This window comes from Paracoccus versutus (genome assembly GCF_000763885.1).
Lineage (GTDB): Bacteria > Pseudomonadota > Alphaproteobacteria > Rhodobacterales > Rhodobacteraceae > Paracoccus > Paracoccus versutus.
Genome location: NZ_JRKO01000040.1, coordinates 1 through 24,876 on the forward strand (window position 1 = coordinate 1; position 24,876 = coordinate 24,876).

At 67.3% G+C, this 24,876-nt stretch carries 23 protein-coding genes and 1 pseudogene; 7 read left to right on the forward strand and 17 right to left on the reverse strand.

The genetic code is table 11. From position 1 onward, the window contains the following. Both IT40_RS17545 and IT40_RS17550 read left to right on the forward strand, forming a co-directional pair. Positions 1-425 (forward strand): biotin/lipoyl-containing protein (locus IT40_RS17545; RefSeq protein ID WP_036757889.1); only part of this gene is annotated, 425 nt, incomplete at its 5' end. Between the two features lie 60 nt (positions 426-485). Next, complete coding sequence (locus tag IT40_RS17550) at positions 486-1,358, forward strand: MurR/RpiR family transcriptional regulator (RefSeq protein ID WP_036757890.1); 873 nt, start codon at positions 486-488, stop codon at positions 1,356-1,358. Here the strand turns inward: IT40_RS17550 and IT40_RS17555 are convergent. The 7 genes from IT40_RS17555 to IT40_RS17585 all read right to left on the reverse strand — a co-directional run bounded on the left by IT40_RS17555 (position 1,355) and on the right by IT40_RS17585 (position 9,233). After that, entirely contained in the window at positions 1,355-2,116 is a 762-nt protein-coding gene (locus IT40_RS17555) for a sulfite exporter TauE/SafE family protein (RefSeq protein ID WP_052096115.1), read from the reverse strand. The two genes, IT40_RS17550 and IT40_RS17555, sit on opposite strands and share 4 nt — an antisense overlap. A gap of 60 nt (positions 2,117-2,176) precedes the next feature. Then, positions 2,177-3,190 carry an ABC transporter permease gene (locus IT40_RS17560; RefSeq protein WP_036757892.1) on the reverse strand — a complete coding sequence of 338 codons (1,014 nt, stop codon included), beginning with the start codon at positions 3,188-3,190 and terminating at the stop codon, positions 2,177-2,179. Between the two features lie 39 nt (positions 3,191-3,229). Further along, entirely contained in the window at positions 3,230-4,765 is a 1,536-nt protein-coding gene (locus IT40_RS17565; RefSeq protein WP_036757894.1) for a sugar ABC transporter ATP-binding protein, read from the reverse strand. Between the two features lie 82 nt (positions 4,766-4,847). Then, positions 4,848-5,777, reverse strand: coding sequence for a sugar ABC transporter substrate-binding protein (locus IT40_RS17570; RefSeq protein WP_116171169.1), 930 nt, complete (start codon positions 5,775-5,777; stop codon positions 4,848-4,850). 303 nt (positions 5,778-6,080) lie between these two features. Next, on the reverse strand, positions 6,081-7,037 hold the full coding sequence (locus IT40_RS17575) for a Gfo/Idh/MocA family protein (protein ID WP_036757895.1): 957 nt from the start codon (positions 7,035-7,037) through the stop codon (positions 6,081-6,083). A gap of 33 nt (positions 7,038-7,070) precedes the next feature. Continuing rightward, positions 7,071-8,009 (reverse strand): sugar ABC transporter substrate-binding protein, encoded by a 939-nt coding sequence (locus tag IT40_RS17580; RefSeq protein ID WP_036757897.1) that lies wholly within the window; start codon positions 8,007-8,009, stop codon positions 7,071-7,073. A 27-nt stretch (positions 8,010-8,036) separates the two neighbouring features. Next, the gene (locus IT40_RS17585; protein ID WP_036757899.1) at positions 8,037-9,233 is read right to left on the reverse strand and encodes a Gfo/Idh/MocA family protein; all 1,197 of its coding nucleotides are present in this window, start codon (positions 9,231-9,233) and stop codon (positions 8,037-8,039) included. Positions 9,234-9,356: 123 nt separating this feature from the next. On the opposite strand from IT40_RS17585, the pseudogene IT40_RS30880 reads away from it, so the two are divergent. Beyond that, positions 9,357-9,695 (forward strand): annotated as a pseudogene (locus IT40_RS30880) (substrate-binding domain-containing protein); the annotation flags it as partial. Between the two features lie 100 nt (positions 9,696-9,795). Continuing rightward, complete coding sequence (locus IT40_RS30130; RefSeq protein WP_243700204.1) at positions 9,796-10,029, forward strand: type 1 periplasmic-binding domain-containing protein; 234 nt, start codon at positions 9,796-9,798, stop codon at positions 10,027-10,029. Between the two features lie 70 nt (positions 10,030-10,099). Here the strand turns inward: IT40_RS30130 and IT40_RS17595 are convergent, their stop codons facing one another. Together IT40_RS17595 and IT40_RS17600 are read right to left on the reverse strand one after the other, a co-directional pair. Then, positions 10,100-11,584 (reverse strand): TonB-dependent siderophore receptor, encoded by a 1,485-nt coding sequence (locus IT40_RS17595; protein ID WP_036757901.1) that lies wholly within the window; start codon positions 11,582-11,584, stop codon positions 10,100-10,102. 288 nt (positions 11,585-11,872) lie between these two features. After that, positions 11,873-12,445 carry a TonB-dependent receptor domain-containing protein gene (locus IT40_RS17600; protein WP_036757903.1) on the reverse strand — a complete coding sequence of 191 codons (573 nt, stop codon included), beginning with the start codon at positions 12,443-12,445 and terminating at the stop codon, positions 11,873-11,875. A gap of 115 nt (positions 12,446-12,560) precedes the next feature. On the opposite strand from IT40_RS17600, the gene IT40_RS17605 reads away from it, so the two are divergent. Continuing rightward, the gene (locus IT40_RS17605) at positions 12,561-13,724 is read left to right on the forward strand and encodes an NnrS family protein (protein WP_166436113.1); all 1,164 of its coding nucleotides are present in this window, start codon (positions 12,561-12,563) and stop codon (positions 13,722-13,724) included. A 26-nt stretch (positions 13,725-13,750) separates the two neighbouring features. Here the strand turns inward: IT40_RS17605 and IT40_RS17610 are convergent, their stop codons facing one another. Continuing rightward, positions 13,751-14,062, reverse strand: coding sequence for an ETC complex I subunit (locus IT40_RS17610; RefSeq protein ID WP_036757905.1), 312 nt, complete (start codon positions 14,060-14,062; stop codon positions 13,751-13,753). A 188-nt stretch (positions 14,063-14,250) separates the two neighbouring features. Between IT40_RS17610 and uvrB the strand changes: the two genes are divergently transcribed. Further along, a complete protein-coding gene (uvrB, locus tag IT40_RS17615) occupies positions 14,251-16,437 on the forward strand; it encodes an excinuclease ABC subunit UvrB (RefSeq protein ID WP_036757907.1) in 2,187 nt (728 codons plus the stop codon). 48 nt (positions 16,438-16,485) lie between these two features. On the opposite strand, the gene IT40_RS17620 is transcribed toward uvrB, so the two are convergent. From IT40_RS17620 to IT40_RS17635, 4 genes are all read right to left on the reverse strand, one after another. Then, positions 16,486-16,773, reverse strand: coding sequence for a hypothetical protein (locus IT40_RS17620; protein ID WP_036757909.1), 288 nt, complete (start codon positions 16,771-16,773; stop codon positions 16,486-16,488). 243 nt (positions 16,774-17,016) lie between these two features. Continuing rightward, the gene (parA, locus tag IT40_RS17625; protein WP_036757911.1) at positions 17,017-17,652 is read right to left on the reverse strand and encodes a ParA family partition ATPase; all 636 of its coding nucleotides are present in this window, start codon (positions 17,650-17,652) and stop codon (positions 17,017-17,019) included. Positions 17,653-17,754: 102 nt separating this feature from the next. Beyond that, complete coding sequence (locus IT40_RS17630) at positions 17,755-18,078, reverse strand: antibiotic biosynthesis monooxygenase family protein (protein WP_036757913.1); 324 nt, start codon at positions 18,076-18,078, stop codon at positions 17,755-17,757. A 34-nt stretch (positions 18,079-18,112) separates the two neighbouring features. Further along, positions 18,113-19,066, reverse strand: coding sequence for a hypothetical protein (locus tag IT40_RS17635; RefSeq protein WP_052096110.1), 954 nt, complete (start codon positions 19,064-19,066; stop codon positions 18,113-18,115). 103 nt (positions 19,067-19,169) lie between these two features. Between IT40_RS17635 and IT40_RS17640 the strand changes: the two genes are divergently transcribed. Then, positions 19,170-20,219, forward strand: coding sequence for a dipeptidase (locus IT40_RS17640; protein WP_036757965.1), 1,050 nt, complete (start codon positions 19,170-19,172; stop codon positions 20,217-20,219). Between the two features lie 161 nt (positions 20,220-20,380). Here IT40_RS17640 and IT40_RS17645 read toward each other — a convergent pair whose 3' ends face one another. The 3 genes from IT40_RS17645 to IT40_RS17655 form a co-directional block, all read right to left on the reverse strand. Further along, positions 20,381-21,922 carry a Ppx/GppA family phosphatase gene (locus IT40_RS17645; protein ID WP_036757915.1) on the reverse strand — a complete coding sequence of 514 codons (1,542 nt, stop codon included), beginning with the start codon at positions 21,920-21,922 and terminating at the stop codon, positions 20,381-20,383. A gap of 66 nt (positions 21,923-21,988) precedes the next feature. Beyond that, positions 21,989-24,154, reverse strand: a complete 2,166-nt coding sequence (locus IT40_RS17650; RefSeq protein WP_036757916.1) for an RNA degradosome polyphosphate kinase — start codon at positions 24,152-24,154, stop codon at positions 21,989-21,991. 31 nt (positions 24,155-24,185) lie between these two features. Further along, on the reverse strand, positions 24,186-24,875 hold the full coding sequence (locus IT40_RS17655) for a P-loop NTPase family protein (protein WP_084197255.1): 690 nt from the start codon (positions 24,873-24,875) through the stop codon (positions 24,186-24,188). Between the last annotated feature and the right edge of the window lies 1 nt (position 24,876).

Sequence of the window (24,876 nt, forward strand, 5' to 3'; positions counted from 1 at the left end):
TCTTCTACGGCATGGAGCCGGGCGAGGAGATCGAGGCCGAGATCGACCCCGGCAAGACGCTGGAGATCCGGCTGCAGACCGTGGGCGAGACCGACGAGAAGGGCGAGGTCAAGGTCTTCTTCGAGCTGAACGGCCAGCCGCGGGTGATCCGGGTGCCGAACCGGCTGGTGAAGGCGCAGACCGCCGCCCGTCCCAAGGCCGATCCGACGAACGAGGGCCATCTCGGCGCCCCCATGCCCGGCGTCGTCGCCTCGGTCGCCGTCGCCCAGGGGCAGAAGGTCAACCCCGGCGACCTGCTGCTGACCATCGAGGCCATGAAGATGGAAACCGCCATCCACGCCGACAGAGCCGGCCTGATCAAGACCCTCCACGTCAGACCAGGTGAACAGATCGACGCAAAAGACCTCATGATAGAGATGGAATAGGAAGAAAGAGGGCTTGGCACCCTGCAATAATTATTGCAGACTTGGCGGCAGAGGAACGCCATGCCAACAAGCCACCCGCCGCAGGATTACGAAGAGCTGATCCGCATCATCCATGATCGCCACGATCAGATGAGCAAGACCTATCAGCGCATCGCCGTCTACCTGACCCAGAACCCCAACGAGGTCGCTGTCCATTCGGTGAATGCCATCGCCGAGCGCTGCGGCATTCACGCCTCGAGCTTCGTGCGCTTCGCGCAATCCCTGGGCTACAAGGGCTTCAAGGAATTGCAGGCGCTGTTCCAGAAGCGCCTGGCCACCGCCGCTCCGGGTTTCGAGGCCCGCGTCAAGGCGCTGGAAACCGAGCTGAAGGGCGCGGGCGACCCGACCGAGATCGGCTTCCTGCGCGACCTGGTGGTGCGCGACATCGCCTCGCTTCAGCAATTGCTGGACGAGGTCAATCCCGAGGACCTGGCGCTGGCCGCCGACCTGCTGGACCGTGCGGACATCATCTACCTGATCGGCCAGCTGCGCTCGTCGCCGGTGGTGGAGCTTTTGCGCTATGTGCTGACCATGCTGGGCAAGCGCTGCGTGCTCTTGGACCCCGGTGGCGGGCTGGCCACGCATATCGGCCGCACCATTCGCAAGACCGACGTTCTGCTGGCGGTCTCGTTCCGCTTTTATGCCAACGAGGTGGTGAACGTGGTCGAGGAAGCGGGGCAGAAAGGCATCGATATCATCGCCATCTCGGACAGCACGCTGTCGCCCCTGGCGCGGTGGGCGCGGGTGCTGTTCCCGGTGCCCGAGCACGATTACACCTTCTCGCGCTCGCTGGCCGCGCCGATGTGCCTGGCGCAGGCGCTGGTGGTGGCCGTCGCTGCCCGCGTGCAGCACAATGACGAGGATCCGCGCATCCCGACCGTGACCGGGACCTAGAGCCCGGCCAGCCCGTCCCAGACCAGCTTGACCCCGACCAGCGCCACCGAGGCATAGGTGAAGGGATAGAAGATGCTGGCGCGCATGTGGCGAACCACCCAGCCCCCGAGCCAGGTCGCCCCTATCGCCAGCGGCAGCATGGCTGCGGCGCGGGCCAGGTTATCGGAACCGAACTCCCCCAGCGCGGCATAGGGGACCAGCTTCAGCGCATTGGTCACGGCAAAGAACATCACCGTGGTGCCGGTGAAGAGCTTCGGATCCAGCCGCAGCGGCATCATGTAGATCTGAAGGGGTGGCGCTCCGGCATGGGCGACGAAGCTGGTATAGCCGGCCAGCCCGCCCCAGAAGCGGGCGGCAGCCGGGCGCGCGCCGGCAAGCGCGGCGCCCTGCCCCGCTCCGACAAGCGCACGTGCCACGAAAGCCAGCGAAACCAGTCCCACGACCAGGCGAACCGCCGAGTCCGAGACCAGTTCGGCGCTGGCCCAGCCGATCCCGATGCCTGCGACCGCTCCGGGCATGATCCGACGGATGATCTGCCAATCGACCCAAGCCCGCCAGCTTGCCACGCTGACCACGTCCATCACCACCAGCACCGGCAGCAGGATCGCCGCCGCCGTGACCGGGGGCATGACCAGGGCCATGAGCGGCACGCCGAGCAGGCTCATGCCGCCAAGGCCGCCTTTGGAAAGACCGACCAGGACGACGGCCAGCGCGGTCACGGCCAGTTCGGTCGGCGATGCGAAGATGGTCCAATGCATGGCGGTATCCATGAAAAAGGCCCGGAGCGAGATGCTCCGGGCCCAAAGCCTGGGGGAAGGTCAGGCTTTCTTGCTGCGGGCGTTCTGGCGGAAGGTATCGGCCACGACGGCGGCGACGATGATCACGCCCTTGACGATTTCCTGGTAGAAGGCATCGACCCGCAGGAAGGTGAAGCCCGACATCATCAGCCCCAGGATCAGCGTGCCGATCACCGTGCCGAAGATCCGCCCGCGCCCGCCGCTGAGCGAGGTGCCCCCGATCACGGCCGCGGCGATGGCGTCAAGCTCATACATCATGCCCATGCCGGCCTGCGCGGTCTCGGCGCGGGCGGCGGTGACGATGCCGGCCAGCCCCGCCAGCAGCCCGGCGATGGCATAGACCTTGATCAGGTGGCGCTGCACGTTGATGCCCGAGACGCGCGCCGCCTGCGGGTTGGCGCCGATGGCATAGGTGAACTTGCCATAGCGCGTATAGCGCAGGGCGATATGGAAGATCAGCGCCACCGCCAGGAAGATGAAGACCGGCCAGGCGCCCGATCCGATCACGGCGAAGCTGTCGGTGGGGAAGCTGATCGGCTGGCCCTTGGTATACCATTTGGCGATGCCGCGCGCCGTCACCATCATGCCCAGCGTGGCGATGAAGGGCGGAATTCCGGTCAGCGCGATCAGCGCGCCGTTGATCATGCCTGCGATCAGCCCAAGTCCAAGCCCGACGGCCAGCGGCACGACGACCGGCAGGTCCGTCAGCGCCGGATACATGGCCCGCGCGTAATCGCCCGACTGCGCCACGCTCATGGTGATCATCGCCGTCATGGCGACGACCGAGCCGGACGACAGGTCGATGCCGCCGGTGATGATGACCTGCGTGACGCCGATGGCGATGATGCCCACGACCGAAACCTGCAGGATCATGATCGTCAGGCGACGGGTGTTCATCAGGAAGCTCTGGCCCTGGAAGATCCAGCCCAGGATCTCGAAGACCAGCGCGACGGCGACCAGCACCAGCAGGATGTTCAGCTCCTGCGGCAGCCCTCGGCGCTGTCGCTTGACGGGTTCGATCTGCACATTGTCCATGATAATGTTCCTCCTCGGGCGCCGGGCGCCGCGCGGGCCTCAGCGGGCCGCCAGTTCCATGATTTTCACCTGGGTCGCCTCGGCCCGGTCCAGGATGCCGGTCATATGGCCCTCGTGCATGACCATGATCCGGTCGGACATGCCCAGAACCTCGGGCAATTCGGACGAGATCATGATGACCGCGACCCCCTGCTGCGCCAGGCCAGAGATCAGCCGGTGGATCTCGGCCTTGGCGCCGACGTCGATGCCGCGGGTCGGCTCGTCCAGGATCAGGATCTGCGGCTTGGTCAGCAGCCAGCGCGCGATCAGGACCTTCTGCTGGTTGCCGCCGGACAGGTTCTCGATCCGCTCATCGAGGTTCGGGGTCTTGATCCGCAGCTTGTCCTTCATCCCGAGGCAGAGATTGGTCATCCCCCGCTCGTCGACACAGCCCAGCTTGACATGGCCTTCATGCAAGGCAGCGATCTGCATGTTCTCGAGGATCGTCAGCGGCAGGAAGCAGCCGGTCGCCTTGCGGTCCTCGGTCAGCAGCGCCATTCCCTCGCGCATGGCGTCGGCGGGCGATGCGATGGGGACATCGCGGCCGGCGATGCGGATCTTGCCCTCGGTGGCCGGCGTCACGCCGAACAGCGCCTCTGCCACGTTCGAGCGGCCCGAGCCCACCAGGCCGGCCAGCCCGAGGATCTCGCCGCGGCGCAGATCGAAGGTGATGCCGTGGAAGGTGCCCGGCAGCGAGAGGTTCTCGACCGACAGGATCACCTCGCCGATTGCAGCCTCTTCCTTGGGGAACATGTCGGTGATCTCGCGGCCGACCATCATGCGGATGATGTCGTCGCGGGTCACGTCGATGCTGGCATGGGTGCCGACATACTTGCCGTCGCGGAAAACCGAGAACTCGTCGGCGATCTCGAACAGCTCGTTCATCTTGTGGGTGATGTAGACGATGGCCACGCCGCGCGCCTTCAGGTCGCGGATGATCTCGAACAGGTGGTCGACCTCGGTTTCGGTGATCGCCGAGGTCGGTTCGTCCATGATCAGCACCTGGGAACGATGGCTGACCGCCTTGGCGATCTCGACCATCTGCCGCTGCGCGACGGTCAGGGTGCTGATCTGCGCGGTCGGATCGATCTTGAGCCGAAGCTGCGCGAACAATTCCCGGGTCATCTCGGTCATCTTGCGGTGGTCGATCAGGCCGAGCGCATTTTTCGGCTCGCGCCGGATCCAGATGTTTTCGGCGACCGTCATCCAGTCCATCAGCGCCAGTTCCTGATGGATCATCGCGATGCCCTGTTCCAGCGCATCGAGCGGGCTGGCCAGAACGACCTCCTCGCCGCGCAGGCGGATGGTGCCGCGGTCGGGCGTATAGATGCCGGCGATGATCTTCATCAGCGTGGACTTGCCTGCGCCGTTCTCGCCCATCAGCGCGTGAACCGAGCCCGGCCGCAGCCGGAACTGCACGTCATCCAGCGCCACCACGCCGGGAAACTCCTTCCGAATACCCTCAATTTCAAGGATATAGGGCAGGCTCTTTTCCTTGTAGCGTTCGATCGCCTCCAGTGTGGTCTTCGAAACCATCTTCCCCCCGAAAGACTGTCAGGGGACGCGGCCCCCGGATTGAGGTCCGGGCATCCGGTGCGCAACCGAATGCCCGCCCGGATCAGTTCTGGGTCTTGTATTCCGCGACGTTCTCGGGCGTGACCAGCTCGAAGGGAACGGCCACGCGCGGCTCGAACGCCTCGCCGCGGGCGATCTTCAGGACCGTGTCCAGCGCACCCTCGCCCTGGCCCTTGGCGGATTGATAGACGGTGACGTCCAGATCCCCCGCCTCCAGCGCCGCCAGCGCGTCCTGCGTGGCATCGACGCCGCCGACGATCACATCGTCCATCGAGATCCCCGATGCCTTGAGCGCCTGAACCGCACCAAGCGCCATCTCGTCATTGTTCGAGAACACGGCGTGGGGCTGCATCCCCGAGGTCAGCCAGTTGGTCATCAGGTCCAGCGCCGGGGTTCGCATCCAGTTCGCGGATTGCGAGTCGAGCACGTTGATGCCCTTGCATTCATCCGACTGCAGCACGCGTTCGACCGCCGCGGTGCGCCCGCGCTGCCCGGTGGTGCCAAGCTGGCCCATCAGGATGACGGCATCCCCCTCGCCGCCCATCAGCTTGCACATCTCGGTCGCCTGCAACTCGCCCGCCTGCTCTTCGTCCGAGCCGACCCAGGCCTGCTTTTCCGGGAACTCGTCCATGTTGGCCGGCAGCATGTTGACGAAGACCAGCGGCACGCCCGCCCGGTCGGCGATGCGCGACATGGCCTGGCCGGAATCGGCGTCGACCAGCATCACGATGATGCCGTCCACGCCCGAGGCGACGAAATTCTCGATCTGGGACTGCTGGCGGGCGATGTCGCCCTGGGCATCCTCCATCTGCACGGTGACGCCCAGATCGCCGGCGTGGCGCTGGATGTTCTGACGCAGCACGGTCAGGTAGTTGTCGTCGAAGAGCGACATCGCAACGCCGATGGTCTCGGCCTGAACCGTGCCTGCCATCAGCGCACAGAATGCGGTGGCCGTCGCGAGTTTCTTGATCATGTGGGTCTTTCCTCCTCCTGTTACCTCCATCCGATCTTCTCGCGTCGGACGAAGCCAAAACCTCGATGCGACAAGGCAATATCAAGCCGTTGGCAGAACCACTGTTCCGCCGCATCCATTCCGACTTGATGACGACCTCCCGCCATGTCCGAGAACCGTGAGCGATGCGCGTCCCGCATCTTGCCCCTGGCCTCCGCGAGGCAGGGATTCCCTGCCTCGACATTGACCATAGCCCCTCCGCAACGCGATTGCAATAAAAATTGCAGATACGGAATACGGCAACAAACGCTCTCTTGCGTATGTTTACATGCGAGGCGCCAGCGGCCCCCCGCCTGCTGGCAGATGCTCGACCAACTGCTGGCAATAGCCGGTCGCCAGAAGACCGTCGCGGGCCGTCGCCATGTCCTCGCAGGGCCGGCCGGAACGGCATGCCCGCACCCAGGCCTGATCCTGCAAGCGATAGCTGTCGGCAAAGCGCCCGATCCAGTCGGGCGAATATCCGACCTGCATCGCACTGCCGCGCCGCAATCGCACCTGCGCCGGTTCGGCCATGGCCACCGTCCCCTCTCGACCGACGATCTCGGCATGGACGTGGTAGCCATAGGCGGCGTTCATGAACATCTCGACCGAGACGACCGCCCCGCGATCCGTGTGCAATTCGGCCAGCAGCATGTCGCCGGCATCGCCAATCTGCGTCAGGCTTGCCGACGTATATTCGGTGTCCAGCAACCAGCGGCAGATGTCGATCTCATGCACCATGGCGTTGGCAACGATCATCGAGCCGTCGAACCAACGCGGCGCCTCGCGATTGCGATGCAGGCAATGTATCAGCAAGGGCGCGCCGATCCGGCCCGCGTCCAAGGCGGCTTTCATTTCGCGATAGGCGGGATCGAAGCGGCGCATGAAGCCGACGCTGACCAGGTTGCGGCCCGCATCGGCCTCGACGATCTCGCGGCATTGCGCGACCGTCGAGGCCAGAGGCTTCTCGCAGAGCACCGGCTTGCCCAGGCGTATCGCCGCCATGACCAGGTCATGGTGGGCGGTATCCGGGGCGGCGACCAGAACCGCCTCGACCGCATCGCTTTCGATCAGCGGCAGTCCTTCGGCAAAGACCTGCGCGCCATATGCAGATGCGCCTGCCCGGCCCGGATCGGGGTCGGAAACCGCAACCAGCCGCGCCCCCGAAATCTCATCGGCGAAAAGGCGGGCATGAAACCCGCCCATGACACCGGCGCCGATCACGCCAACGGCCAGGCTCATCTGCAATCCCTCCGCATGGCGAGATGGCCGGTTTCAGCGCGCCAGATAGTCATCGACATTCTCGGGAGTCACGAGTTCGAACGGGATATAGACGGCGCGCTCTGCCAGTTCCTCACCCCGCGCCATGGCGGCGGCGACCTCCAGCCCCTTGCGCCCCTGCCCCGCCGCGTCCTGGAATACGGTCAGGTCGATGTCGCCAGCCTTCAGCGCCATCAGCGCGTCCGGCGTCGCGTCGATGCCGGCCACGACGACATCCTCGGGGTCGACCATTGCGGCCTTCAGCGCCTGCGCAGCACCGATGGCCATTTCGTCGTTGTTGGCAAAGATCACATCCGGCGTCAGCCCGGCGGTCAGCCAATTCGAGACCAGGTCCGACGCCTTGCTGCGCGACCAGTCGGCGACCTGCATGTCCTCGATCTTCACGAAATCGCAGCCGGGCGTCTTGACGAAGTCCTGCACCGTCTCGGTCCGCACGCGGCCGGCCTGGATGAACAGGTCGCCCGCCAGGATGACGCCGTTTGCCGCGCCGTCCCCGATCTTTTCCTTGACGAGGCGGCAAGCCTCGGTCGCCTGGATCGTGCCTGCATCGACCTCGCGCGAGCCGACGAAGGCTTCCAGCGGCCCGAGGCTCTCTACATTCGGCGGCTCGCGATTGATATTGACGATGGGAATGCCGGCATCGTTCGCCATCTTGTCCATCTGGGTGATCGCATCGGAATCCACCGCGACCACGATGATCGCATCGACCCCGGACGAGATGAAGTTCTGGATCTGGCTCAACTGCCGGGGCACATCGTTTTGCGCATCCTCGAATTGCAGGGTAACGCCCTCGGCGCGGCCCGCTTCTTCGATGCCCTGACGCAGGATGGTCAGGAAATTGTTGTCGAATTGCGCCATCGCGACGCCGATTTCCTGCGCCTGCGCACCGAATGCGGTGATCGCGAAAGCGGTGGTGATCATCAGTCGTTTCATGTGGTTCCTCCTGCTTGTGTTCTTCCGTCAGGCGTCGAAGGCGCAGGATACCCACGCCCCGCCTTCGGCATTCGAGCGGATCGCGGCCTGGATGAAGGCAACGCCCGCAGCGCCCTCCTCCAGCCCCGGATAGGCCAGCAGCCCGTCCGGCAGATCGCGCCCTTCGCGGCGGGCCTCGATGGCGATGGCGAATTCCTCGTAGAGATTGCCCCAGGCGTCCGAGAGCGCTTCGGGATGGCCGCGCGGCATGTGGACGAAGCGCGCGGCATCCGACAGCATCCCTGCGCCATGCCCGCGCGAAATGCGGATATGCGGTGCATTGAAGGGGCGGTGATGCAGGTATTCGGGATTTTCCTGATCCCATTCCAGCGTGCCCTCGGTCCCCGAGATGCGGATGCGCAGCCCGCAACTGGCCCCCGCCGCCGCCTGCGAGACCAGCAGGGTGCCGGGCACGCCGCCCTGGAAGCGGCAGGTCATGAAGGCGGTATCCTCCAGCGGCTGATCGGCCCCCAGCCGGTGAAACTCGGCCCGCAGATCGGTCATGCGCAGGCCGGATACGAACTCGGCCAGGTGATGGGCGTGGGTGCCGATGTCCGCCGTAGTCGCGGCACCCCCCACCTTGGCGGGATCCTGCCGCCAGGGCGTGCCGGACCAGGCAGCATCGGCGGCCAGCAGCGCCATTTCCTGGAAATACTCGGCATGGATCTGCGTGACCCTGCCGATGGCACCTTCCTGCACCATCTGCCGGGCCTGCCGCACCATCGCATGGGCCGCGAAGGAATAGGTCACGCCGAAGATCAACCCGGTTTCGCGCTGCCTGCCGATCAGCGCGCGCGCCTCGTCCAGCGTATTGACCAGCGGCTTGTCGCAGATCACGTCGATACCCGCATCCATGAACGCCATGGCAACCGCGAAATGCAGATGGTTCGGGACGGTGATCGCCACCGCGTCGATACCGTCCGGCCGCGCCGCCTCGGCCCGTGCCATCTCGCGCCAGTCAGTATAGCTTCGATCTGGATCGAGCCCCCAGTCGCGGCCCGATGCCAGCGCGACCTCGGGGCGCGAGGACAGCGCCCCGGCGACGATCTGCCAGCGATCCGACAGCCGCGCACCCCGCGCATGGACCTGCCCGATGAACGCACCCGCGCCGCCGCCCACGACCCCAAGGCGCAGCTTCCGGCCCATGGCGGGGAAGGCCCCCGCAAGGTTGGCATTCTTTGACATCGACTTCCTCCTCGAGGTGATTCCCTGCCCTCTGCGGCAATAGAAAGCGCGGATCGACCTTGATCGCAACAACTATTGCAATATTTCATGGATCGGCGTTTCTGTTGCGGTGGAGGATTTCACATGCAGCCGAACCCGCTTCGGCTGGATGGAATTGCACATGCCTATGGCCCGAACAGGGTGCTGAAAGGCATCAACCTGACGCTCGGCGCGGGCGAAGGCGTCGAAGACCTTTATGTCGGTGGCAACAACCCGCAATCCGGCGTGGTCGCCGCGGAATATTTCAAGTCGAAACTCGCTGACGGCGGCAAGATCGTGGTGATGCGCGGCATCCCGACCGCCATCGACACTATCCGCATCGAAGCCTTCCAGAAGACGCTGGAGAGTTCGGGGATCGAGATCCTCGACATGCAATATGCCAACTGGAACCCCGACAAGGCCTTCGAGGTCATGCGGGACTACCTGACCCGCTTCCCCAAGATTGACGGCGTCTGGGCCGGCGACGACGATGCAGCACTCGGGGGCCCGTGCAGCGATAGAACAGGCCGGGCGCGAGGAGGGCATGGTGCTGCTGGGCGGTTCGGGCATGAACCGGGTGATCAAGACGATCATGGACGGCGACAAGCTGATCGACGCCAATATCTTCTATCCGCCGACCCTGATCGCCCCGGCCATCGAGATCACCGCGATGCGCTATGCCACGCAGTCGCCGATCCGCGGCCGCCATGTCCTGGACAGCCCGCTGATCACCAAAGCCAATGCCGAGGAGTTCCATTTCCCCGACAGCCCCTGTTGAGCGCAATGGGCGGGCGCGAACGCACCCGCCCAGGGTCTTGCCCGACGCCGGCCAGGCCCAGCAGCCTTGCTCAGAACCGGCAATCCAGGCTCAGCGTGGCATTGCGCGGCGCGCCGCAATTGCCGGTCGCATAGGTCTCGTCGATCGAGGCGAGGTATTTGCGGTCGAAGAGGTTGTCGATGTTCAGGCTGACGCTCATGCCGTTCTGGAAATCATAGCGCCCCATCAAGCCCACAACGGCATAGGAGCCCTGCCGCGCGGTGCCGGTGACGGGCCAGACCCAGGTGTTCTCGATGGCGCTTTGCCAGCGCAGGCTGGCGCCCAGGATCAGGGGCATCGTCTCGAAGGCATAGACCCCCGACAGCTTGACCGAATGGCGCGGCGTAACGGTCGAGATGCGCAATCCGTCGCCGTCCTTGGCGGTCGTATAGGCATAGCTGGCGGCCAGCTGGATATTCGGCCGGACCTCGCCCGCCAGTTCCATCTCGAAGCCCTTGCTGCGGGTGCCGTCGATGGACTTGTAGGGGTTCGAGCCGTCAGGCAACTGATAGGTCACGCTGCGGTCGCGGACGGGCAGGTTGTCCTGCTCCAGCAGATAGATCGCCGCCGCAAGGTTCAGCCGGTCGCCGGCAAAGCTGGCCTTGGTGCCCAGCTCGTAGTTCGAGCCCGTGGTCGGCTCCACGATCCGGTTGTCCTTGTCGCGATAGCTGGCCTGCTTGAAGTCCCGCGTATAGCTGGCATGGATCAGCCAGTCGTCATTCAGGTCATAGGTCAGCCCGGCATAGGGGATCCATTCGCCATTGCGGCTGATCTGCTGATGCGTGGTGGCGCCGCTGTCGAGGTTCGACGTGGTATAATCGTAATCATACCAGACCACCCGCGCGCCGGCGATCAGGTCCAGCCGGTCGGTCAGGTCGAATCGGCCCGAACCATAGGCTGCGACCTGGTCGATCTTGGTATCGCTGACATAGCTGACATAGCCAGCCTGCTGGACCAGGTTCGGCACATATCCGTCCCAGTCGAAGATCGAGCCGGTGATCGGCTGATAGTCGATCTCGGTCCCGTCGAAGGCCGAATAGGCCTTGTGGTTGTCCTTGCCCCAGCTGCCGGTGATGCCGAAGCGCAGGTCATGGCTGCGCCCCCACAGCTCGACCGGGCCCGAGGCGGTCAGCGACAGCGCGGCCTGCTCGGTATCGGTATCGGCATAGCCGCCGACGGTCTGCACGCCATGGCCCCGCGGATCGGGCGAACCCCAGCTGGCCGAGGCCAGGTAGCCCTCGCGCTCGGCCCTGTAGAAGGACAACTCGCCCACCGCCTGCCAGCCGGTGCCGAAGTCCTGGGCGTAGCGCAGGAACAGGGTCTGCATGGTCTGGGTCAGCGGCAGGTTGCCGCCGCCGGCATTCGTGCTGGTATCGTAATCCAGCTGCGAGCCGTCATTGGCGATCAGGGGCAGCCCGCCGAACTGGTGGTTGCGGGTGCGGTTGCGCTGGAAGTCGTAACCGGCGCTCAGCGTGCCGGCATCGCCGACATCGGCCTCGACCACGCCGTAAAGCACGGTCTTGCGCCGCTCGTAGCGGTCCAGCCAGGAATCGCCCTGCTCATGACCGATCAGCCGCCATTACCAGGCCAACAGCCACGCCCTGCAAAGCCAGATCCGCAGACAGGGGCGCTTGCGGGTTCCCATGCGTCCGCTCGGCCGGACCCGGAAACGATCCCGGCCACCATGGTCCGGGCCGGGCTGTCGCCCCAGGCCTTCTGTTCGGGGCCGCAAGGGACGACGGTTCGGAAAAGCCTGGCGGAGGCGGCCGGCAAGGGCGGCATCCGCCGCCGGCCGGATCAGGGGTCAGAAGGTGATCTTCCCCGTCAGCAGCACATTGCGTGGCTCGCCGACGAAATTCCCGCCCGAGAAACTGTCCATCACCTCGTAATAGCGCCGGTCGAAGACGTTGTTCACGTTCAGCTGGATGTCGAAATTCTCGTTCAGGCGATAGCCCGCGACCAGATCGACCAGCCCCAGGCCGCCCTGCCGGACCGGGGTCTCGGCCAGGCGCGGGTCATAGACGGCGTTGGATTCAGAGGTGATCTCGCTTTGCAGCCGGAACGCGCCGCCCAGGCGCCACCTGTCGCCCGGCAGATGATACATGGTGGCGATCTTCAGCAGGTGCTTGGGCAGGAAGGTGTTGTAGGGGCTGCCCGCCACGCCGTCGACGGTGGCGCTGATGATCTCGGCCTCGTTCCAGGTATAGCCCGGCATCAGGTTCCAGCGCGGCAGCACCTCGCCCGAGATCTCGAAGTCCAGGCCCTTGCTTTCCACCTCGCCCACGGCGCGATAGCAGTCGTAAAGCCCCGGCATGCAATCCTCGACCGGCAGCGGCGTCGGCCGGTTCTTGTGATCCCCTGGCAAGGCGGATGTCATGACCAGCCGCTCCGGGCAAGGGCGCCGCGGCCATGGGTCGCCCCGCCCTGCCGGCATATTGACAACGGCCGCCCTGCTGGCGCTATGGGGCATCCGCGGCAGCAGCCGGAAAACGATGCTTCGCTTTTTGACCCATGGGCTATGGCTGGCGCCGCATCGCCCGCTGTTCTTCCTGGCCGGCCTGTGGGCCATCCTCGTGCCCTCGGCCTGGCTGCTCCCCTTGGGGATGGGCGTCGATGCGCTGTCTTGGCACCGGCATGAGCTGCTGTTCGGCATGGGCGGCGCGGCGGTGGGCGGCTATCTGCTGACCGCGCTGCCGGCATGGACCGGGCGGGTCCGGGTCGCGCCGGCCACGACCGGGATCATGGTGGCGCTGTGGCTGGCCGGGCGGCTGGGCTTTGCCCTGGGCCTGCCCGCGCCCTTCGCCCTTCCCGCTGCGACGGCCTATTTCCTCGTGCTGGGCGGCCTGCTGTCGTGGCAGGTCGCCGGCGCCGGGGCCTGGCGCAAGATGCCGCTGGCGCTGGCGCCCCTGGTCCTTGGCGGCATCGAGGCGCTGGCGATCGCCGGGCCGGGGCCCGCCGCCGAAAGCCTTGCGCAGGACATGGCGCCGCTGTTCTTTGCGCTGCTCATCAGCCTGGTCGGCGGCCGCGCCCTTGCCGCATTCACCCGGCATTGGGCCGCGGTATCCGGCCAGCCGACCATGACCGAGCCGCGCTGGCTGCCGGGCGCCGGCGTGCTGGCATTGCTTCTGGCCATCGCGGCGCTGCTGCTGGATCGCTCGGGGCTAGCCGGGCCGCTCCTGATCGTCTCGGGCATCCTGCACCTGGCCCGCATGGGCCTGTGGCGCAGCTGGCGCGCCGGCCGCTATCCGGCGCTGCTGCTGTTGCACCTGGCCTGGCTCTGGCTGCCGCTGGCCCTGATCCTGGCGGGGCTGGCGCAGGCGCCCTGGGCCGGGCTCGACATGGCGACGGCCCTGCATGCGGTCACGATGGGCGCCATGGGCACGATGATGCTGGCGATCATGGGACGGGCGGCCATGCCGCGCAGGGAGGGCAGGCTGGCCGTATCGCGCCCGCTGGCCCTTGCCTTCGGCCTGATCAGCCTTGCCACGCTCCTGCGGCTGCTGATGTGCTGCGTGTCGATGGCCGGGCCGGCGACGCTGCTGCATCTTGCCGCATCAGGCTGGATGGCCGGATGGGCGCTTTTCCTGTGGGACTTTCGCCATGCGCTGCAAGGGCCGGTCCCCCGCCCCGTGCTAAGCGCGTCCAGCCGGGCGTGACGGGCGGGCCAGGGGGCCGCTGCGGATCAATGCGTCCAGGGCCCGCGGCGGTCGGGGGCGAAATTCTCGCCATAGCCGCGGGGGCGGATGTTCGGGGCGCGGGTGTGCGGCTCGATCACCTCGTAATCCAGCCCACGCTCGCGCGCGTAATCCTCGGCCTGCTTGCGGGTCTCGAAGCGCAGGCGCACCTGGCTCTGGGTGTCGTCGCTGCTGGTCCAGCCCATCAGCGGGTCGATCTCGCGCGGATCGGCGGGCGGAAAGTCCAGCACCCAGTTCTTGGTGCGGGCGGTGCCCGATTGCATGGCGTTGCGGGCGGGCTTGTAGATGCGGACGCGCATGGCGGGAACCCTCTGTTCTTGCTTCCCGCCTTATCCCCGAAGCCGGCCGGGCGATCAAGATGCACCTCGCGCGATTTCCCGCCATCGCGGCCGGATTGCCGCCCCGGCATGGCGCATATTCCCCCGGCCGGGCTTGTATTGGGGCGCGAATGCGCCAGATTGACCCAGGCAGGAACAAAGGTGAAACCATGGGCCACAACAACACCAACGCCCCCGTCGCGCGCTTTCCCGAGGTCAGCCGGCCCAAGCTGGAAGGCGGCAAGCGTTTCGTCATGCGGTCCGAGTTCCAGCCGGCGGGCGACCAGCCCACCGCCATCGCCGAACTGGCCCAGGGCGTCATGGCGGGCGAACACGACCAGGTCCTGCTGGGCGCCACCGGCACCGGCAAGACCTTCACCATGGCCAAGGTGATCGAGGCGACGCAGCGCCCGGCGATCATCCTGGCCCCGAACAAGACGCTGGCGGCCCAGCTTTACGGCGAGTTCAAGGGCTTCTTCCCGGAAAACGCCGTGGAATATTTCGTCAGCTATTACGACTACTACCAGCCCGAGGCCTATGTCCCACGCAGCGATACCTATATCGAGAAGGAATCGCAGATCAACGAGGCCATCGACCGGATGCGCCACTCGGCCACCCGCGCGCTCTTGGAGCGCGACGACGTGATCATCGTCGCCTCGGTTTCCTGCATCTACGGCATCGGTTCGGTCGAGACCTATTCGGCGATGACCCAGGACATGGTGGTCGGCGAAAGCTACGACCAGCGCGAATTCCTGGCCGAGCTGGTGGCGCAGCAATATCGCCGGCTCGACGCCGCCTTCCAGCGCGGCGGCTTTCGCGTGCGCGGCGACGTGATCGAGGTCTGGCCGGCGCACCTCGAGGATCGGGCCTGGCGCTTCGACTTCTTCGGCAACGAGCTTGAATCGATTACCGAATTCGATCCTCTGACCGGGGCCAAGACCGACAGCTTCAAGCAGATCCGCATCTATGCCAACAGCCACTACGTCACCCCGCGCCCGACTTTGCAGCAGGCAATCAAGGGGATACGCGCGGAACTTCAGACGCGGCTGAAGCAACTGGCCGACGAGGGCAAGCTGCTGGAGGCCCAGCGGCTTGAGCAGCGCACAAACTTCGACCTGGAAATGCTTGAAGCGACTGGCGTTTGCAACGGGATCGAGAACTATTCCCGCTACCTGACCGGCCGCGCGCCGGGCGAGCCGCCGCCGACGCTCTTCGAGTTCATCCCGGACAACGCCATCGTCTTCGCCGACGAATCCCACGTCTCGGTGCCGCAGATCGGCGGCATGTATCGCGGCGACTTCCGGCGCAAGTTCACCCTGGCCGAGCATGGCTTCCGCCTGCCCAGCTGCATGGACAACCGGCCGCTGAAATTCGAGGAATGGGACGCCATGCGCCCGCAATCGGTCTTTGTCAGCGCCACCCCGGCGCAATGGGAACTGGACCAGACCGGCGGCGTCTTTACCGAGCAGGTCATCCGCCCCACCGGCCTTCTGGACCCGCAGGTCGAGATCCGCCCGGTCGAGATGCAGGTGGACGACCTGCTGGACGAGGTGCGCAAGGTCTCGGCCGCCGGGATGCGCACCCTGGTCACGACGCTGACCAAGCGCATGGCCGAAGACCTGACCGAATACCTGCACGAACAGGGCATCCGCGTGCGCTACATGCACAGCGACATCGACACCATCGAGCGGATCGAGATCCTGCGCGACCTGCGGCTGGGGGCCTTCGACGTGCTGGTGGGCATCAACCTGCTGCGCGAGGGGCTGGACATCCCGGAATGCGGGCTGGTGGCGATCCTGGACGCCGACAAGGAAGGCTTCCTGCGCTCGGAAACCTCGCTGATCCAGACCATCGGCCGGGCGGCGCGCAACGCCGACGGCCGGGTCATCATGTATGCCGACCGCATCACCGGCAGCATGGAGCGCGCCATGGCCGAGACCGAGCGCCGGCGCCAGAAGCAGGTCGCCTATAACGAGGAACACGGCATCACGCCCCAGACCGTGCGCAAGAACGTCGAGGACGTGCTGGCCGGGCTGTGGCAGGGCGATACCGACCAGGCGCGCATCACGACCAGGGTGGACAAGCCCCTGGTCGGCGCCAACCTGGCGGCGCATCTGGACGCGCTGCGCGCGCAGATGCGCAAGGCGGCCGAGAACCTGGAGTTCGAGGAGGCCGCGCGGCTGCGCGACGAGGTCAAGCGGCTGGAGGCGGTGGAACTGGCGGTGGCCGACGACCCGCTGGCCCGGCAATCCGCCATCGAAGAGGCGGCCGAGGCGGCGGTCAAGTCCTCGGGGCGCTCGACCGCGGGGCGGGCGGGGCAGCGCGGCGGCAACAAGCGGTCGCGGCGGCGCAGTTGACGCGCGGGAACGGGGCCTGGGAGGGATGCCCCGTTCCCGGCGTTCGGATCAGCTGCAACTGACCGAAAGCAGCTTGCCGCGGCTGTCCACGATGAAGGTCAGGCGCTCCTGAATCATCTCCATCGTCATCGGCCGGTCTTCGCGGGCGATGCGATACATCTGGCCCTCGGGGACCGAGATGGTGGGCGAGGTCTGCCCGATCAGATAGGTATAGCGCGCCGCGCCGCAGGGATCGACGGCGACGGTTTCCGGCTCGGGCGGGGGCGGGGCTTCCGGGGTGCAGGCGGCCAGCGCAAGGGGGGTTGCCAGAACGGCAAGGGAAAGCGGGAGTTTCATCTTGACCTCATGAGTCTGGACTTGCTGCCCACTCAACCCATGGAACGGCGGCCGGTTTCCAAAGCCCCGGCGGATCGGCGGATTTCCGCGGATGCGCCAAGGCGGCGCCGCCGTGCGGGCGGCGCGGTAGCAGGGGTATTTGGGCAACGAAGAAGCGCCGGGGGCCATCATTCCCACGGATCGCCACATTGCAGGGCCGGTGCCTGCGAGGCGCCCGTCATGGGCAAAGGTCGGCGCCCGAGCCTAGCGCAGCGCGGCAAGCACCTCTTCGGCCAGGGCATCGACCTCGGCGCGGGCGGTGGCGTGGCGCGCGGTCTCGCCCGCGCCCAGCCCCTGCCCCAGCGCCTCGGCATAGGCGACGCGGTTGGCAAGCTGTGCCGCCGCCACCTCGGCCCCCAGCGCGGCGGCACCCTCGGCCACCTCGCCGGTCAGGCGCGCGTGCGAGCGGGTGCGGTTCAGCACGATCAGCGTGTCGCATTTCTCGCGCCGGGCCAGGTCCAGCACGCCCTCGGTCGCCCACAGGTCGACATGGCTGGTCGCCACCGGCACCAGCACCAGGTCGGCCACGCGCAGCGCCGGGCGCAGGTCGCTGTCGATCTTGGGCGGCGTGTCGATGATGACGAAATCGAAGCGCTTCTTCAGCTTGTCGGATTCGTAGCTGGCGCCCCAGGCCGAGGAGGTGGTGAATTCCAGCGCCTCGTCCTCGCCCCGCCGCTCCAGCCGTTCCAGGAACCAGCGCCCCATGCTGCCCTGCGGGTCGGTGTCCAGCAGCGCGACCGAATGGCCGCGCCCGCGCAGGGCCACCGCCAGGTTGACCGCGATGGTGGTCTTGCCCGAGCCGCCCTTCTGCTGGGCAATCGTGATGATGCGTCCTGCCATGAGCCCCTCCGTTCCGGCGATCGCCTGCCTGTTTCCTGCCAGACTAGGGGCTAAGCTTGCGCAATGCACGGCTTTTCGCAGCCGCAGCATCGGCATTCCGCATCAGGTCTTCCAGGTATCGACCACCTCGTACATCACCGGCTCGAAATGGCGGCACATGCCATGGATGGCGCGGTTGCGGGTGCGCATCTCGGGGCTGCGCAGCATGGCCTGGTAGTCGCGCCGGTCGCGCCATTGCGAATAGGTGCAGATGCGGGTCTGGGCATCGTTCAGGTGGATCGCGCCCGAGACATAGCCGGGCTGGTGCCGGATGACCTGGTCATAGGCGTCGTTCAGCGCGTCCAGCACGTCATGCGCGGTTCCGGGCGTCACCTCGAAGGTGCAGATCACGGTCTGGCCGGTGAATTCCTTGTCGATGCGGGTCATGGCTGGGCTCTCCTCCCTCGCTGCTGGCCCAAGCTTAGCGCAGCGGCGGCGCGGGGGAAGAGGGTTTTCGATCCCGAGCCGGGCGCAGAAAGCCCAAGGCCGGATAAAGCCGGTCCGTCACCGCCAGGCGCATCTGCCGGGCCAGGGGGTCGTGAAAGACCTCCAGCGCCCGTTCGGCCTCGGCCCCCGACAGCCAGCCGCCGTCGAGCCGCCAGCGCCGGAAAAAGATCCGGTCCAGATCCTGCGCCGCGCGGAACTCCAGACCGCGGCGCGCCTGTTCGGCGTCGCGCGCGGGCGCGATCCGGGCATCGGGGCCGTATGTCCGCCGCGCTTCGGCGATCCTGGCCTGCTGCGCGGCCATGGCCTGGGCCACATCCTCGTCGGTAATCGTGACCAGCCGGTCCATCTCGGCCCGGACCCCGGCCGGCAGCGTCGCGACCGCCGCCTCGACCGCCCGGCGGAAACGCGGGTCGGCTTCGATCCTCATGCCCCAGGCGCCGGGCTGGACGCGCCACAGCACGGGTTCGGCCGCCGGGGTCCAGGCGCCGTCCGCGACCAGCCCCAGGCGATCCAGCAGCGCCAGCAGCTCGGGCCGGGCCAGCGCCGGGCCCAGCCCATGCGCCGCCGCGATGTTCGGCGGCGGCGGGGGCGGCGCGCCGAGGCGGCGGATGATGAAATCCCCGGCCCGTTCCGGCTGCGGGCTGCCATCGGGCAGGCGATAGGCCAGCTGCCCCTGCTGGCGCGCCAGCCACAGCACCGCGACGCAAAGATCGTCCCAGCGCGGCGGCATCGCCGGCCGCCGGGGCGCGGCGCGGCGGCTTGCACCCCAGCCCGTCGCATCCGCGCGGCCCAGGGCCACCAGGGCCTCGCAGCCGATCTGGCAGGCGGTCACGGCCATGTCCTGCCAGCCGCTTCCGTCGTCCAGCGCCGGCAGGTTCCGTTCCAGGAAATCCGCGACCGCCCCCGGCCAATCCCCCGTCGCATGCATCCCGGATCCCTTTCCCGCTTTGGCCGGCCGCACCCCGCCGGCACGCTTGCGACCTGCGCATAACGGGCGCATGTTGCGCCGCGCAATGCGAAAGGACATGAGCATGATTCCGGTCTTCGACGGTCACAACGATTTCTTGCAGCGCATGGTGGCTGCGGGGCCCGGCCGCGACCGGCTTTGGCTGGAGGGCGACGGCAACGGGCATCTGGACCTGCCGCGGATCAAGGCGGGCGGGTTTGCCGGCGGCTTCTTCGCGATCTGGACGCCCTCGCCGCCCGGCCCCGACGATGCGCTGGCGGCGATGCTCAAGAAGAACCCGCCCTTCGCCCTGCCCCTGCCGCCCGAGGTGGAGCCGGCCCAGGCCCTGCCCCATGCGCTGGCCCAGGCCGGGCAGCTGATGGCGATGGAGCGGACCGGCACGCTGGCGATCTGCCGGACCGCGGCCGAGATCCGCGCGGCCATGGCCCAGGGCCGCATCGCCGCCATCCTGCACATCGAGGGCGCCGAGCCGATCCCGGACCTGGATGCGCTGCATGTCTGGCACGCGATGGGGCTGCGCTCGCTGGGGCCGGTCTGGTCGCGGCCGACGCGCTATGCCCATGGCGTGCCCTTCGCCTTTCCCGCCTCGCCCGACACCGGGCCGGGGCTGACGGATGCGGGCAAGGATCTGGTGCGCGCATGCAACCGGCTGCGCATCATGCTGGACCTGTCGCATCTGAACGAAAAGGGCTTCGACGACGTGGCCCAACTGTCGGATGCGCCGCTGGTCGCCAGCCACAGCTGCGCCCATGCCGTCGCGCCCAGCTCGCGCAACCTGACCGACCGGCAATTGCGGGTGATCGCCGAATCGCGCGGCCTCGTCGGGCTGAACTTTGCCGTGGGCTTCCTGCATCCCGAAGGGCGGCGCGACCCGATGCAGGGGTTCGCGGTCATGCTGCGCCACCTGGACCACCTGCTGGAATTGCTGGGCGAGGACGGCGTGGCGCTGGGTTCCGATTTCGACGGCGCCGACATGCCCGAGGATCTGGCCGATGCCGCCGCCCTGCCGAAGCTGGTGCAGGCGATGCTGGCGCATGGCTATGGCCGCGAGCTGGTCGAAAAGATCGCCTGGCGCAACTGGCTGGACCTGCTGGAGCGGAGCTGGGGCGGCTGAACGCGCGCCAGCCTGGCGGGACGCGGGGGCGCCGATCCGAAACCGGACACTCGGCAAAGGCACACAAGGATCGTCGCCCCCATGCGCGGGGAAATGCCACAGCCGGATTGCACGGTAAAGTTGTCCATTCGGACAGGATTCCCGGTATGCGGGAATCCCCCTCAGCCTCCGGTGACGACCGGCGTGACCTCCAGCGCATCGGCAAGCGAGCGGAAGCGGGCCTCGGCCACCTCGCCCATCAGCGCGCGCCCGGTCCGGGTCAGCTTCAGCTCCAGAAGCTTCTTCTTGCGCTGCAGCTTCAGCGTGCCCGCCTCGGCCGGATCCTTGACCGAGAACATGGCGCCGAAGCGCAGCGCCTTGCCCAGAACCTCGGCCTCGCGGATCTCCTTTTCCGAGAGCAGCGCGAACAGCGGCGCCATGGGCGAATTGGCGCGGCTGTTCTTGTAGCGGTGCAGCAGCGACAGCCCCAGGAACACCCGTTCGGGATGCGACAGCGCCGCCATGTTGGCCCGCGTGACATTGTCGAAACAGGCATCGGCGCGATAATCGGGATGGGTGCGCCAGGTGGTGTCGTGCAAAAGGCAGGCCGCCCGGACCAGCCGGTCGCGCTCGGGCGGCAGGTCGCCGAACAGCGGCTCCAGGAACTGGTAGAGCTTCTTGCCGAAACCCGGCATCCGCGCCATCTGCCGCTCGGCAAAGCGCGCCGCCTCGATCAGCGGATCGCGCGAGCGCAGCCCGGCCGGCATCTGTTCGTAAAGCAGCCCCTCGCGGATGCCGTAGGAAGAGACGGCCAGCGATTTCGGCTTGAGGCTTTGCACCAGTTGGCGCAGCACCTGGCTGGCCAGCGGCACCAGCTCCATCCGGCTTTGCGAGATGCCGGTCATCGCCCGCATCTCGGCCACGCTGCGCTCGCCGATCCATTTCACCGTGTCGGCGACGGCCTGCGGCGACATGCGATATTCGTGCAGCACGGTCATCGGGTATTTCGCCCGCTCCATGTCCAGCCGCGCGATGGCCCGCCACGAGCCGCCGACTAGGTAGATCTGTTCGTGCCCGCGGCCCAGCCGCTCGGCCGCCCGCTCGATCGCATCGCGGATATGGTCGCGCAGGCCCGCGGCGCCGCCCTTGACCTGTTGCAGCCGGAACGGGCCCAGGGGCGTCGAGATGCGGCCGCCGACCTTGCCGTTCGCCACCTCGGCCAGTTCCATCGAGTTGCCGCCGATGTCGCAGACCAGCCCCTTGGCATCCGGCCAGCCCAGCAGCACGCCCTGCGCGGAAAGCCGCGCCTCTTCCTCGCCGTCGATGACCCAGAGCTTCAGCCCGGTCTCCTTCTCGACCGCCTTGTGGAAGGCGGGGCCGTCCTCGGCCTCGCGCACGGCGGCGGTCGCGACGCAGGTCAGCGGCTTGATGCCCATGCTGTCGGCCAGCACCGCAAAGCGGCGCAGGGCGGCCATGCCGCGGCGCACGCCTTCGGGGTTCAGCCGGCCGGTGGTGGCCAGGCCCGAGCCCAGCCCGGCCATGACCTTTTCGTTGTAGAAATAGGCCGGCGAGCGCGCCGCCCCGTCGAACACCACCATGCGGATCGAGTTCGAGCCCACGTCGACCACGCCGACCCGGCTGAGCGCGCGTTCCGAGGCGCGTTCGAACAGCGAGCGTCCGAAGGGTTCGATGGTTTCTCCGCTTGCGGTCACGATGCCGTTCATCGGGTTCCTCTCGATTCCGTTACCAAGCCGGTCGCGCGCTTTGGATGGGGCAATTGCCTCCTTGCGTCAATCCGTCGAGTGCATCAGCGCCGGAACGTCACGCGCGCCCGCGCTGCCGCGCCCCGACAATGAGGGGTTTTCCATGAAGAACTTGTGACAGGAAAACAGGTCGTCGCGTCCGGCCGGCAGATAGCGCAGATAGCGCCCGTCGGGTTGCAGAAGCCAGCTTTGCGCCTCGTCGGCCATGTTGGCGGCCATGACCTGGCTGGTGATCTGCGCCTTCACCGTCTCGTTGAAGCATTCCACCAGCGCCTCGACCCGGCGGTTCAGGTTGCGCCCCATCCAGTCGGCCGAGCTGATGAAGACCCGCGCGCGCTTGGAGGGCAGGCCGAAGCCGTTGCCGAAGCAGACGATGCGGGAATGTTCCAGGAAGCGGCCGACGATGGATTTCACCCGGATGTTGTCCGACAGGCCCGCGATGCCCGGCCGCAGCCCGCAGATGCCGCGGATCACCAGGTTGATCCTGACCCCCGCCTGGCTTGCGGCGTAAAGCGCCTCGATCACGTCCTTGTCGATCAGGCTGTTCATCTTGGCCCAGATCTCGGCCGGGCGGCCGCGGCTGGCGAAATCGGCCTCGCGCGCGATCAGCTCCAGCAGCCGCTCCTTGAGGTCGATGGGCGAGATGGCGATGTTCTCCAGCCCCTCGGGCTGGACATAGCCGGACAGGAAGTTGAACACCTTGGAGGCATCGCGCCCCAGCGCCGGGTCGCAGGTGAACAGCGACAGGTCGGTATAGATGCGCGCGGTGATCGGGTGATAGTTGCCGGTGCCGAAATGGGTATAGGTCACAAGCTGGTCGCCCTCGCGCCGCACCACGGCGCTGATCTTGGCATGGGTCTTGTATTGCATGAAGCCATAGACGACATGCGCGCCCGAGCGTTCCAGCCGCCGCGACTGGCGGATGTTCGCGGCCTCGTCGAAGCGGGCCTTCAGCTCGACCAGCGCCGTCACCGACTTGCCCGATTCGGCCGCCTCGCAGAGCGCGTCCACGATGGGGCTGTCGCGCGAGGTGCGGTAAAGCGTCTGCTTGATCGCCAGCACGTCCGGGTCGCGCGCAGCCTGCGCCAGGAAGCGCACCACCATGTCGAAGGTCTCGTAGGGGTGGTGCAGCAGCATGTCCTTTTGCCGGATCGCGGCGAACATGTCGCCGTCGTGGTCCTGCACCCGTTCCGGCACCCGCGGGGTGAAGCCCGGCCATTGCAGGTCGCGCCGCCCGTCCAGCACCAGTTCGCGCAGGTCGGCCATGCCCAGAAGGCCCTCGACCTCGACCACCTCCTCGGGATCGACCTCCAGCTCCTGCATGATGACCCGGCGCAGCCGGTCGGGCGCGCCGGCGGTGATCTTCAGCCGGATGACCGAGCCGCGGCGCCGGCGCTTCAGCGCCGTCTCGAACTCGCGCACCAGGTCTTCGGCCTCTTCCTCGACCTCCAGGTCGCTGTCGCGCAGCACGCGGAAGGCGCAATGGCCGATGTCGCGATAGCCGGGGAACAGGCTGGGCAGATGCATCAGCAGCAGGTCTTCCAGCCGCAGGAAGCGCTTGCCGCCCGGCAGCGGGATGAAGCGGGCGATCTGCTGGGGAATGGGCACCAGCGCCTGCATCTGCCGCCCGTCGCTTTCCCGCGCCAGTTCCAGCGCCAGCGAAAAGCCGGTGTTGGGAATGAAGGGAAAGGGATGCGCCGGGTCTATGGCCAGGGGCGAGACCACCGGGAACACCTGCTCCATGAAATGCCGGCGCAGGAATTCTTCCTCGGCGCGGGTGACGCGGCCGCGCGACAGGATGGCGATGTCGGCCTGTTCCATCTCGCGGCGCAGGCCGTTCCAGACCGCCTGCTGCGCGCCCATCAGCCGGCGCGCATCGGCATTGACCAGCGCCAGCTGCTCGGCCGCGGTCAGCCCGTCGTCGGACAGGGTGGTGTTGCCTTCGCGGACCAGCTCGCGCAGGCCGGCCACGCGCACGGTGTAGAACTCGTCGAGATTGGTGGCCGAGATCGACAGGAAGCGCAGCCGTTCGAGCAGCGGCACGCGCGGGTTGCGCGCCTCGTCCAGCACACGCCAGTTGAAGGCGAGCCAGCTGATCTCGCGGTTGAAGAAGCGCGCGGCGCCCTCGGGCGGGCCGTCGGGCAGGTCGCGCGGGGCGGGAAAGGGGGATTTCAGGAAATCGGCCTGGGTCATGTCACGGGACTTCGGGGAAAATGCGGGGCGATCATGCGTCGGCGGGGGCCAGCTTGTCCAGAAGCTCGGCCGCCAGCCGCCGGGTGATGGCGCGGCGGTCGGCCAGCGATTCGCGGTCGATGGCGGCGACCAGGCGGCGGGCCAGGTCCAGGTCGCGCTCCATGCGCAGCGAAAGCCAGTCCACCACCTCGGGCGCCACCTGGATCTGGCGGTCGGCGAACAGCTTGACCAGCACCGCCGGCAGCAGCGCGTCGTCGGGCGGGCCCAGGATCGCCTGCGCCGCCGTCTCCAGCCGCGAGCGCAGGTCGGGCAGCGCCACGCCCCAGTCGCGCGGCGGCGCCTGCGCGGTGATGAGAAGCAGCGCCCCCCGCGCGCCGGCCAGGTTCCACAGGTGGAACAGGCCCTGTTCGGCGACGGGATTGCCGCCGATCTCATGCGCGTCCTCGATGACCAGCGCGGCGCCGGGGCGGACCAGATCGTCCACGCTTTCGGGGGTCAGCGTCCAGCCATGGCTGACATGGGCGCCATGATCGGCCGCCCAGAAGCCGACCAGATGCGTCTTGCCCGATCCCGGACCGCCGATCAGCAGCAAACGGCCCTGCGGCCAGCGGCCCGGCGCGTCCAGCATCGCCAGCGCGTCGCGATTGGCCGCGGTGATCAGGAAATCGTCGCGCGACGAGGCCGGCGGCATCGTCAGGTCCAGGGTCAATTGTCTGGCCACC